Below are 12890 nucleotides of genomic sequence, written 5' to 3' on the forward strand. Positions count from 1 at the left end.
TTTTGATTGAAAATTAGCCTTTCATTTCAAAAATAATACAAAATTGTATCAAAATGATACAATAGGAATGATTTATTCCTTAAATAAAAAACTTATTGTAGTTTATAGCTCTTTAATCCCTATCTCTTTTAAATACTTATATGTACTGTCGTAGTTTTTTGAAGGCCTTGTATTGTCTATTGCTGAGCCTTCTGGAATAAAAATTATTAATCCTTCTCGTCCACGTGTCAGCAAAACACGGTATTTGTTTTTGATAAATTGCTTTCTTTCGTCTTTCTTTTCATTTTGCCATTTAGTGCCTTTAAATGCATGGAATGACCATCCTGTAACTTCTTTTCTAAAATCATCACCCCAACAAAGTCCGACCCAATCAAGCTCTAAACCTTGTACAGCAAATTCTGTTGCTGGAAGTTCTAAGAAACAAGATGAGCGTATATCATTTTTAGGTTTTAGAAACCAATTAGCAACATCAATTTCAGCAGTTACATCGAGTCCCAAAGGTCTTAAACGCCTCGCTCCAGAGCTTGCAATAAGCCCTGTTCTTCGGTGTCCACGATTTTTGTTTCTTAGAAACTGTTTTGCCGTTTCTAAGTTTCGTGTTAAGAAAACAGGATAGTCTTTTAAATGATTTTGTAATAAGTCTTTTGCTTTTAATAGTTCGCCTTCCAGTAAGGCTTCAACCCATAGCGAAAGTTTTTCTGCTTTATATGAACGAATAGATACCTTTAAATGAAGTTCAGGCAACTCTGTTATTGAAAGGTTTTTGGGTGCCGTTTCAAAGAGCTTATAATTAGCAATATTTGAAGTTCCTTCTTTGAGTTCGGGTGAAATATAAATTTTCCAATTCGGAAACTTTGTATTTATTGTTTTGCCCCATTCTGCTAGTCCTGCTTCACCAGTGTTTATTTCTTGTCCGCTTCCAATTAGTGCAACAATTACAGCCCAATCTTTATTTCTATTCATAATGTTAAATAACATTTCTGCTTCCGAAAAATCTCTATCAAATTTACGTTTAGAATGTTCTGCATTCCAAGCTCGCTGTGCTTCGTCAAATAATATTATTTTATCTTGAGGAATCTGGTCATTTTTATGATAGAAGTCCAGAAATTGATGAACATTTTGAACAAATACAATCTCTCTTCTAGATTGTACTAATGATATATTTTTTCTTTCTGAATTATCTTTAGCTAAAGCTTCAGTTAATACTTTTACCAAAGGACCATTCCCAGAAAGGAAAACACCCTTGCCAGAATGATTTTCAACGTTATGAACAATATTTAAACCAGCTAAGGTTTTTCCAGCACCAGGTACTCCTGTAATAAAACAAATTATCTTTTCATTCTTGTCTTGAGCTTGTTTAATAGCTTTCAAGATAGAATTAGTAGTTTCTGTTAAATTTTCAGAACCAGCATGAGAACGCGAAATTTCTTTAACATTTTGTCCAGAAAATAAATGTTGTGCCGCTTCAATAATAGTTGGTGTAGGTAAATATTCACTATTGTTCCAATCCACTATATTAATTTGAGGTCGAGTTATGTCTGAGAAAAAATTAAATGCCGATTTTATTACAATGTGTAAATTGAATTGATTTGCAAACAATGTTGGTTTTACAAAATCAAGATTATCATTAAAAGAATTGCTTTTGTCTGTAGCATCAGAAGCCCACACAATAGGAATGATTGTTTTTGATACAGATTGCTTGTGGAAGTCTCTTATATCAAGAGAATAATCTTCAACCTGACTAATTGCATCTTGAGAATATTTTGTTTCACGATCTTTAAATTCGATGATAAAGATTAAGTCTCTAGCTATTACTATTATATCAATTCGTTTTGAACGCCTTGGTATAGGATATTCAAGAATTACGCCCCAATCATCTGGAAGATAGCTAAGTGTTTGTTTTAAGAATGTGATTTGATGATTCCAAGATGTTCGCTGTTGCATCAATAATTGATGATTTGTCACGCCCATAGCTAGGTGTCCAATTACTGTTTCATTTTCTGCTTTTAAAAAGTCAGCAGTGGTGTTTTGATATTTTCCAGGCACTTTATAATTTTATTTTAAGGTTACTTATAATTTTTAGTTGTAGGGATTCATAATATAAAGATCATCAATAAATATAATATTACTAATTCTCCATCAATATTTTCTGAATGTACACTCTATAATTCTCATTATCGGTGATGCCATTATGATGCTGTTTGGGTAATGTTATTAGGGTGTCTTGTGGTTTAAATAATGCTTTTAACTTTAAAGATGAGCCATAATAAATTATTTCATCCTCATCTCCATGAAAAACCACAATAGGCATTTTGCAATCTTTGATATATAGGTTAGTTGCTAGTTTGTATTGTAGTATAAACGGGGGAATAATAGGGTAGTAGTGTTCCATCAAATCTGTTAAGCTAAAATATGGGGCTTGTAAAATTAATAGTTTTGGATGATTGGTGGAGGCAATTTTGGTCGCCATGCCAGTACCAATTGAATACCCTAATACTATTATTTTATTTTCAGAATATGTCTTTTTTAATTCATCATAAACAGCCTGATTGTCTTGAAAAAGCTGTTCTTCACTGAATATCGAGCCTTCGCTTTTGCCATATCCTCTATAATCGAGCATGAAAACATCATAATGTAGGCTTGTATAAGTTTTTGCTACTTCTCCCCAATTTTCCAACGAACCAGCATTGCCATGTAAGTAAAAGATAAGTCCCTTTGAATTAACCGCTTTGAATAAAACTCCGTTAAGCAATACTCCATCCTTCATTTTAAAATTCATTTCTTTGAAGTCTTGCCAGAAACTAAATTGATGTGTGCTATTAAGTTTTTGAGGCAAAAAAATGAGCTTTTCTTGAAACATGAACAATAATCCACAAATGATAAGGTATATGCCCAATATTATAAAGAGTATTTTTGTGATAATTTGATAGCTCATGGTGTCCTATTATGTGAATGATTTTATCGTACAAGAAGTTACTTAATCTATCTTCTTAAAGTTAATATAATCATAATTCATATTGCCTATATCAACGGTATGAATGGTAAATGTTTGAATGCCTTTTGGGAGCTTAACTGTTGCTATATCATCAAGATAATTCCAATGATGCCATTGTCGCCAAGCGATGGTATCGGCGTCTACAAAGGTAGATGGAAGAATAAGCTGTCCAGTTTGATCTACATCATTTACCGAAAATGAAATAACACCATATTTATTGGCAGTAAACATGATTCCTAATTGATAAGTCCCTGCTTGTTGAACGTCGATAGTGTATTTTATCCATTCACCGGGCATCGTCCAACCCACGTATAATTGATTTGGTTTTGTGGGTGCCAAATTATAGCTTGAATTATCTATCGGTGGATTTTGGAATTTAGTATATGAAATATCAACGGATTCGTTGATACGGAAAGAATGTAAATAACTGCCATCTACTTTATTAAGACGCCCACTACCTGCATTGACACTATCGGTATCGTGATAAGCAATGCCTTCGCCACCTAAATCATAGTATTCGCATTGCAATTTCCCGGGGATTTTCTGTGCGCCTTTTTTATACAAAGCATCTTGATAAGGTGTGCCTTTATACAAAGATGCCTTTTTTTGAGCACTGACAGACTTTAAAGAACAAATCGTTACACAGCATAATAACAGCAGAGTATGTTTGGACATTGGAGGAATTGTTTACGAGTTAACTTTTCATAGTCTTCCAAGTTAAGCGTATAAGTCGAAATGTACAAGTTGGTTTGTATGGTTCTGTGGAGAGTAGGGAACCCTTATCCCTAGAGAGAGAGACTTAAGTTTTATAGATTATCTATAAGTTTGTAAGTTGTTGATAATTAAATGGTTTATCACTAGCGAGGGACTTAAGTCCCTCGCTAGTGATAAGAGCATTGATGGTATGAATCCAAGTCATGTCATCAGTATTTTTTGAGATTGGCAATCAGTATGATTACTTTAGATATTTATTCAATTTACATTTTTTCACTTCTTTCAAGCCTTCCACTACTGTCTGAGCATTCACTTTTGCTCCTTCATAATTAGTATGTGTATGGTCGATAGGGAAGTAGTTTTTCTTCAAAGTAGCCTCATCCGATTGCTCATATTTTACAGCCACCAATTCGTTTAAATCTACAAAGAAAGCTCCTGTGGTCTTAGCTGTTTCAGCTGCCCATTTTCCATAAGTATCTCTTGGTATTTTTCCACCTTTCCATACATTGCGTGGCACTGGCGAGAATACAATCGCTTGCGCACCTTTTTCTTTGGTTTCATTGATGTATTTACGCATGTACCAGCCGTAAGTGTGTACGGTTTCATGTTTTTTAGTCATCATGTTATCAATCTCTTCGGTCTCTTCGCCGATTCCCTTGATGCTTCCTCTGGCACGTGTACTATCATTCAATGCTCCGCCGTCGTTATGACCAAACTGTATCATCACATAATCTCCTTTTTTAAGATTAGCCATGATTTTATCCCAACGTCCTTCTGTCAAGAAAGTACGGCTACTTCTGCCACCAATCGCATGGTTTTCGATATGGATTTTAGTGGTGTCAAAATAATCTTGGATTACACTTCCCCAACCCCATTGTCCGTCAGAACCTTTACCCGAGCCATTTCTTACGGTAGAATCACCGATGATATACAACGTAGGTTTTTCTTTTTTAAAGAAGGTAAAAGAAAGAAAAATAATACTTGATAGAATTAGAATGCGTTTCATGTTGTTGTTATTATACTTTGATTATCAAATTTATTTCTATTAGCAGGTGACTTTAGTACTACTGATTACCCAAAAATATATAAGTTATTGATAATCAATATGTATCAACCTCACCCCCAACCCCTCTCCTTCAGAGAGGGGAGCTTTAAGCTTGATAATCTGCTCCCCTTCTCTGAAGGAGAAGGGGCTGGGGGATGAGGTTTGAGAGGCTATTTAAGTCTATTTAAACCAATTTTATCAATAATCACATCTTCATTTCAATTTTTTTAAAAGATGTTGGTAATCAATAGGACTTAAGTCACCCACTAATAGGAAGGATTAATGCTTAATCGCCTATTTCATCTTCAAAACCTCTGAACCAGCTAATAAGAAACAGCCTAGTCCGAAATCTTCAAAATCTGGTTGTTTATCTACGCTCAAAGGCTGTCCGTCTTTAGGTTCTTTTCCTGTGCCCTGTACATAACCCAAAAATCCGTTAGGTTGTACACAGTCTTTCAGCATCGCATTGCTTGCTTTGGCAATGATAGGCAAGTATTGTTTTTTATTCAATAGCCCATGATTTACTCCCCACGCCATGCCATAAGTAAACAAAGCCGTACCTGTTAATTCTTTCCCGCCGAAATCAGTTTCATCCGTTAAGCTCACATTCCAGAAACCATCTGCACGTTGAAGTGGAGGCAACGCTTTCATCATTTCTAAGTAAGTCTTTTGGTATTCTTCACGATGTGGCGCATTTTTAGGCATAATTTCTAATACTCTCACCAAAGCCGCTACTACCCAGCCATCTCCACGCGACCAGTAACAGTTTTTTCCAGCAGGCGTTTTATAAGGAGGGTCAAAATCTTTATCTCTCCACCAAAGTCCCTCGGCAGGGTTGTATAACCCCTTATCTCCGTGAATAGTTTTGGTGTGCATATACATCTCATACATCTTTTCGTAATAACGATCATCTTTGTAGATTTGTCCTAAACGAGCAAACACAGGCATTGCCATTTGCAAAGCATCTACCCACGACCAGTCGTCTTTTTTAGTACTGTTCACCATACTATCGATAGACGCTTTGATATCACGGATTCTTTCAGGCTTTTGGTCAATCAAATACAAATCCAAATACGTTTGTCCGCAGCATTGGTCATCACCATTACGGGTTTTGATACCATTGCGTAAACCCCATTTATGAGCTTCTCCCCATGCTACAGCATAGTCGTAATAACGTTTTTGTTTGTCAACACTGTACAAGGCCATCAATCCTTCGTAATATACCCCACGTGTCCAGATATTACTTGGACGAGTTTTATCAGGACGCACAATTGGAGCAGAAACATCAGCCCATTTTGTCATAAAGTAATCGTTGGCTACTGTTAAAGCCTTTAACATTTCCTGTTTTTTAGGAAGTTTCTGTGCCTGTAGCTGACAAATACTTATCAGTGCAAGAAGACAGAGCGTTGTAATGTTTTTTTTCATGTTCTTTTGTTTGAGTTAGTTGTGAGTTAGTGAATTGTGAGTTAGTGAATTGAGAGTTAGTGATTGAGTGAGTTGTGATTGTTTTAGTGGAGAATGAATTATAGATGTGCTATAACATTCATAATTCACTAACTCACAATTCACTAACTCACAACTCACCCCTTACTTCACTTTTATATTCGCCTTCGTCGGTGTTTTCATGCCTGTTCCTAAGAAGTAGCTTGTATGTGGTGGTTGGTTATAGCCTACATTTTGCCAAGCGATACTTAGTCGGTATTGCGGGTCGTGCATCAACGTCGGTAAACGGTGTTCGGTAGGAATCGTCGTTGAAAAAATACGCAATTCCTTTTTATCGTTGGTTTTAAAAATTACCTCCTCACGCCAGTCGCCAAATAAATCCGCACTTAATGCAGGCGTTGATTTTGTACCATTATTCGAAGAACAGTTTTCCGCAGTAAACAGCCTGCCCACTTTATACTTGTCGATATGGTTTCCATCTAATAACTCGCGTGATAAATCACCATCCCACCAAATCACAAAGTTGGTTGAACTCGGATTATCACCAATTTTATCACCCTTCGCATTAAACAGTCCGCCTGAACCCGACCACCACATTTCTGCCCCTTCGTTACTAGGGTCAATATCTTCAGCTACGCCTCTGCCAGCGTCTTGCCCTTCATTTTTACGCCAGATGATTTCACCCGTTTTAGCATCATACAAAGCAGCACCTGGCCCTTCGGTTTTTTCTTCAATTTCATGCACACCAAATACTTCTAAGCCAGGGCGAGAAGGGTCTAAATCAGTAACATGCAAGGCATCACCATGACGCAAGCCAGTCGAAAACAACCCTTGTCCATTATCATCAACGACCATCGAGCCATATACAATTTCATCTTTGCCGTCAGCATCCACATCCGCTACGGTTAAGTTATGATAACCCTGTCCTGAAAAAGGATTACTGCCATCTTTAGAATCAAACACCCAACGAGAAGTTAGTTTACCACCACGCCAGTCCCAAGCGGCTAAAACGGTTCTTCCATAATATCCACGACACATGATTACGCTCGGTAGTTTTCCATCTAAATAAGCCACACACGCTAAGAAGCGGTCGCTGCGGTTACCTGATTTGTCATTGCCACCGTTTCCACCTTTGCCACCCCATCCGCCAAGGTCACCTCTGGCAGGGATATAATCAGTAGTCGCTAAAGCCGCACCAGTCAAGCCATCAAAAATGGTAAAGAACTCTGGACCATCTAAAATCTTACCATCAGCATTTCTATAGTCAGCCTTCGCATCGCCTATTACTTTGCCTTTGCCGTCGGTTGTACCGTCTGCCGTTTTACAAGCAAATTCAGCCTTACCGTCACCATCAAGGTCATACACCATAAACTGCGTGTAATGTGCTCCATCACGAATGTTTTTACCTAAATTAATTCTCCAGAGTAATGTGCCGTCTAGCTTATACGCTTCAAAAATAGGCTCGTCGGTCACCCCTTTCTGAGAGTTATCTTTAGCGATACCCGCTTGATGTAGGATGATTTCATACACTCCATCGCCATCTAAATCACCCACCGAAGCATCGTTCGGTGTATATCTGTCAGGCGTTTGTAAAGGAATAGAAAGATAGTTTTGTGCAGGTGAATTCGCAGCTAATACAAAAGACTCGCTCGCATTTCCTTCTGTTTTACCAATAATAGTTTTCACGAAATAGGTATTTACTTTAGAAGAATCTACCTTTTCATCTACAAAGTTGGTGCCTTTTGTCAAAGGCTCTTTATTTAGCTTAATGGCTTTGGCATTGCCAGTTGTTTTATAAAGGTTGAATTTGGTATCAGGTGCTTCCGTCCCCAATAAACGCCAGCTTACAAATACTTTCCCAGCGCCTTGGTTGATAGCGATGATACCTCTGTTGAGGTTTTCCATTAAGCGTTGTGCCGACGTTTGGAACGATACTACACAAAGGATAATGATACTTTTTAAGATAGTTGATTTCATTGTTATTTGAATTAGAGCGTATTAATTACCATCAGGTTTTACCACATGAACTAGCGGACTATGTGGCAAGCTAAAGCTAGCTTCGTCGTCTGGACGAGCAGGGTCGAAACTTGGCAAATCACTGATTAATGAAGTAGCAATGCCTAATTTTGCTTGCTTAATGCCTTCAATAATACATTTAGCGATTTCATAAGCACCATAATTGCTAAAGTGAGTATTGTCGTGGATAGCCTTTGTTTGTTCAGGAAAAGTATTGGCTTCGTAATGCACAAAGGCTTTCATTGATTTTTCAGTACCCATCGTTTCAAAAAGCACTTTGCTCATCGCATTCAAATCTATCAATGCTACATTTTCGTCTTTTGCTACCTGACGCATCGCATCGGGAAAGTCGCCTAGTGTGTTGATGATTTTACCATTATCATCGAAATTTCTTCTAGGCATAGAAGTTACCAACACAGGAATACCACCTTTTTCTTTTGTTTTCTGAATGTATGATCTTAGAAATTCCTTGTACGTCGTATTCGCTTCAACGCCAGAGCCTGCCTTTTGATCGTTATGGGCAAATTCTATAAAGAAGTAATCGCCAGCCTTCATCAAGCTCATTACTTTATCCAAACGTTTGGCACCTGCAAAACTTTTGATAGTCTCTCCCGATTCAGCATAATTCGCGAAAACTACCTCTTTCGCTTTAAAAAATCTAGGAATCATTTGTCCCCAAGCCGCATAAGGTTCTTGGATTTGGTCTACCACGGTTGAATTACCCGCTAAAAAAACAGTTATTACTGAGTCATTTGCTTTGGTGATTTCTAAGCCACAAATTTTAGGATTCACGTCAGCGAATTCAAATGTCAACTGATTATCCCAATGCAAGTATTCAAATTCTCTAGGCTTAAGTTTTACACTTTCGGTATCATTGATACGAGGAGTTCTTACATTCACGGTAAATTCTTTGGCTTCCACTTTTCCTTCTGGTGTAATTACTTTCTCCAACATCAACCTGCGGTTTTCAACTTTCACGGTTGTGGTGGAAGTACCTTTTGTATCTCCTAGGTATAGCTTTACATTATAATTCCCTTCTGGAATATCCACCGTAAAATAAAAAGACTGTGTACTGGTACAGAAATCTGAGGTCAACGCATCTTTGCCTTTTCTGGTTTCTGAAACGATGGGTGCATTTGGCAAAAAACCAAATCCCTTTTCTTTGGTATAAATGGATTCAGGTAAGACCTGTGTATATCCTTTAGCAACTTTTCCAGCACCAAAGTCAAATTTGAAGCTAGTTGGTGATTGAGCAAAAGTGTACAAAGAAGAAAATGTGAAAATAATACCCAATAATAATGCCCTAAATTTATTCATCTTGAATGTGATAGCGTTGAATTATGTATAAAGTCCTATTTAAAAAGAAATCGTTGTATTAAAATAAGACTATGTTATCTTTTTTAAATGATAATACAAATTAAGGGTTACAAGGCTCTAAAACTCTCCTGTGGTCTCACGGGGTAGGAATCGTAGGTTTTTTTGGGACAAAAAATAGCTTAATTAGGAAACATTAAATATTTCCATTGATAAAAACTACACAAGATTTTTTGATTTTAGCAAAAACACGGAAGATAACAGGCTGTAAAACTTTATATAAATATAGCGATTTTTCTTTTAAAAACAAAACCTTTCTACCTGATTTTTGCCCTTGATTTTGTCATAGCAATCAAAGGCAAAAAAAAGCATTGTTATTCATCTTAACAACAATACTTTTTTTTATCATTGTTGTTGTTATTGTTTTAATGGTTTATATAGTTTTCTTAAGTTTTAATAGTTTTATTATACTAGCATTGCTTCTACAGTGCTATGGTATTTGCTTCTGCATTGCTTCTACAGTGCTGTGGTATTTGCTTCTGCTTTGCTTCTACAGTGCTGTGGTATTTTTTACCAAAGCAAAAGGTAGGCATTTCACTACAAGACTATCTAGTATTAGTCATTCAAGGAGTGGAAATAGTTGTTTGTGTTTTGTAACGCTTGTAGTATACGTTGACGAGTAATTTTAAAAAATATGAAAGGTTTCACTGATGGCATGACTTCAAGTCATGCCATCAGTAATCAATCTAATTATTAAAATCAACATCAGGACGCGTAATTTTTTGCTCCTTTTTCTTAGCGGCAGTGCTGTTGCCTATTGGCAATTGCAACGTGATTTTATAAAACCTTACCTCTCGTCTATTCATCGACTCTTGGTATGATGTTGGCTGGTCGTAAATCGTAATCGGTTTTCTTGAATTAAAAATATCATTAATCGTAAACAATACGCTAGCCTTGTTGTTCATAAAGCTTTTTCTAAGGGCAAAATCCATCGCTTTTATCCCTTGGCGATAGCCTTGTAATTGTGGGGCTTTGCTGTCATAATTTGAATTCAATTGAGCTGAAATACTGTTGCTTACTTTATAAGTAATGTTCAGTTTGCTATTAAAACGCCACAACTTTTTTTCATAATCTGCCGATTTCAATACCATGTTGAATACATTCAAATTGGCTAAGAAGTTAAGGCGTTTACCTATCGCAAAAGTCAACGTATTGTCAAAACCCGTTTGAATATCAGCCTGTGCATTGATGAAAGTAGTTACATAAACAGATGGGTCTGTTGGCGATGCTTGTACGATTGGTTTAATGGTGTTGTCTTCATAAATATAATAGAAGCTCGATAGCCAGTTTACTTTACCTAATGAAGTATTATAATTCAACTCGGCAGTATTAACAAACTCAGGTTGAATTTGTGGGTTACCAATCGTAATATTCTGTTTATCATTAGCCTGAATTCCGACAAACAATTGTCTGAAATTAGGACGCCCTACCTTTCTACTAAAATTAATACCAACCTCCGAGTCGGCATTCAGTTTTTTACTGATAGATAGCGAAGGGAATAACGCTTTAATTAAATTTGAGCCGTCGCTTGATGGGAATTTATAGCCAAAATTAGATTTAGCATCAAGGTTTGAAATGCCCGTCAGGCTCGACTGCTCAAAGCGTAAACCAGCTTCAAAACTGATATTCCTTTTCCATTTGGTAGCATACATCACATACAGCGCATTGATGGTTTCAGTAATGTTAGCATCCTGTGAAAAATCCTTCTGAAGAATCAAGGTATTACTTGCCTCATCTAATTTTGAAAAAAGATATTGTTGGTCACGTATATAGGTATAGCTTCTTACACCCATTTCAAGCTTAGTGGAATCGTTGATAGGTTTTACATAATCCACCTGTGCAAGTATCTGGCTTCCCACGGTATTTCCTGTAATAATATCCGTTTCTGGAAACCCCGCTTGGGTATTCCCATCGGCATTCAATGCCGTAGTAAACCAATTAGCCGCATTCGATAAATTATTACGAGTAAACGAACTCACGAAACTCAAAGTTCTTCCTTTCTGAGCAAAATTATGCTTCCAGTCGAACTCAACACCAACATTATTAAAAGTGTTGTGTGGCTTCGTAGTTCTGCCACCATAACTTACTAATGCCTTACTAGCATCTAAATTCTGGTACTGTTGGTTGGTTTCTGAATTATATTCACCTGTCACATAACTACCAGCCAACGAAAGCGTATTAGCTTTATTAAGGGTATAATCTGTTGCCAAACGTATATTATGAAAAAGATTGTTCAAAGAAACATCCGTATTTTGATTGTAATAGCTCGCGACAGCCCCCGTATTGGTAAAATTAGTACGATAAGCATAACCATTCAGCGGGTTTTTAGTTGCATTAAAGTTATAGATGGTCGAAAAATTCCATTTTCCTTGATTCACGTTCAGGTTTACCATGCCATCATACCGTGAATTATTGCCAATACCTACACTAGCGGTACCGTTATAGCCAGCCTCACGATTTTTCTTCAAAATCAAGTTGACAATACCCCCCGAAGCCGCTGCTTCATACTTAGCCGAAGGGTTTGAAATTACTTCAACCGATTCAATCTGTCCTGCGGGAATTTGTGCTAAACTCAATTGCGTAGGTTTTCCATTGATGTAAATCGTAGCCCCCATATTCCTTAAATTGGCAGAACCATCTGGATTAATGGTTAACGAAGGCAAATTGCGTAGCAAATTTTCAGCCGTACCACCTACCGTAGTGAGGTTTCGTTCTACATTAAAAACCCTCTTGTCCATCCCCATTGAGGTAGTACTTTTGGTAGCCGTGACTGTAACTTCCTTCAACATTTTAGGTTCTGGCAACAAAGCGATGTCAGCCAAGACAGTCTCTTGATTGGTTAATTCAACAACTTGTTCATAATTTTGATACCCTACAAAAGATACCCTGATTTTAAGTTTTTCAGCAGGCAAGTTTGTGAGTTGAAACATCCCCAATTCGTTGGAATTAACGCCTTTTAGCAAAGAATCTTTTCCAGTTTCAAGCGATTTTAATACAATAACAGCAGCAAAAGGGAGAGGCTCTTTAGTAGTACCATCAATCAATTTACCAGATAGACTGTTACTTGGTTTAGTTTGAGCAAAGACAAAAAAGTTACTCATCACAAGTAACACTACAATTAGTAATTTATTCATACGATTTTAGATAAATGCTGATGTATAATTGGTTGATGAAACAAAGTTACGGAAGGATTCTGTAAGGAATCTGAAGTTGACAATAATCCTTGTACTGGTCTTAGATTTTTCAAAGGCTAAAAAGTTTAAGGGGGGATTAGGTACATAAATATATTATTCCTTTAATTAA

The 12890-nt window shown here is 36.9% G+C and carries 8 protein-coding genes; all 8 read right to left on the reverse strand.

Going from position 1 to position 12890, the window contains the following annotated elements:
• Positions 1-102: 102 nt before the first annotated feature.
• The 8 genes from J2Y60_RS05365 to J2Y60_RS05400 all read right to left on the reverse strand — a co-directional run bounded on the left by J2Y60_RS05365 (position 103) and on the right by J2Y60_RS05400 (position 12721).
• A complete protein-coding gene (locus tag J2Y60_RS05365) occupies positions 103-2046 on the reverse strand; it encodes a DNA/RNA helicase domain-containing protein (RefSeq protein WP_309914377.1) in 1944 nt (647 codons plus the stop codon).
• Positions 2047-2128: 82 nt separating this feature from the next.
• The gene (locus J2Y60_RS05370; protein WP_309994560.1) at positions 2129-2860 is read right to left on the reverse strand and encodes an alpha/beta fold hydrolase; all 732 of its coding nucleotides are present in this window, start codon (positions 2858-2860) and stop codon (positions 2129-2131) included.
• Positions 2861-2977: 117 nt separating this feature from the next.
• Complete coding sequence (locus J2Y60_RS05375; protein WP_309914383.1) at positions 2978-3670, reverse strand: carbohydrate-binding protein; 693 nt, start codon at positions 3668-3670, stop codon at positions 2978-2980.
• Between the two features lie 280 nt (positions 3671-3950).
• Positions 3951-4715 carry a rhamnogalacturonan acetylesterase gene (locus tag J2Y60_RS05380; protein WP_309914386.1) on the reverse strand — a complete coding sequence of 255 codons (765 nt, stop codon included), beginning with the start codon at positions 4713-4715 and terminating at the stop codon, positions 3951-3953.
• Positions 4716-5048: 333 nt separating this feature from the next.
• On the reverse strand, positions 5049-6179 hold the full coding sequence (locus J2Y60_RS05385) for a glycoside hydrolase family 88 protein (protein WP_309914389.1): 1131 nt from the start codon (positions 6177-6179) through the stop codon (positions 5049-5051).
• 162 nt (positions 6180-6341) lie between these two features.
• Positions 6342-8174 (reverse strand): rhamnogalacturonan lyase, encoded by a 1833-nt coding sequence (locus tag J2Y60_RS05390; protein WP_309914392.1) that lies wholly within the window; start codon positions 8172-8174, stop codon positions 6342-6344.
• 21 nt (positions 8175-8195) lie between these two features.
• On the reverse strand, positions 8196-9530 hold the full coding sequence (locus tag J2Y60_RS05395; RefSeq protein ID WP_309914395.1) for a rhamnogalacturonan acetylesterase: 1335 nt from the start codon (positions 9528-9530) through the stop codon (positions 8196-8198).
• Between the two features lie 743 nt (positions 9531-10273).
• Positions 10274-12721 carry a TonB-dependent receptor domain-containing protein gene (locus J2Y60_RS05400; protein ID WP_309914398.1) on the reverse strand — a complete coding sequence of 816 codons (2448 nt, stop codon included), beginning with the start codon at positions 12719-12721 and terminating at the stop codon, positions 10274-10276.
• Positions 12722-12890: the final 169 nt, after the last annotated feature.

This window comes from Arcicella sp. BE140, from assembly GCF_031456255.1.
Taxonomy (GTDB): domain Bacteria; phylum Bacteroidota; class Bacteroidia; order Cytophagales; family Spirosomataceae; genus Arcicella; species Arcicella aquatica.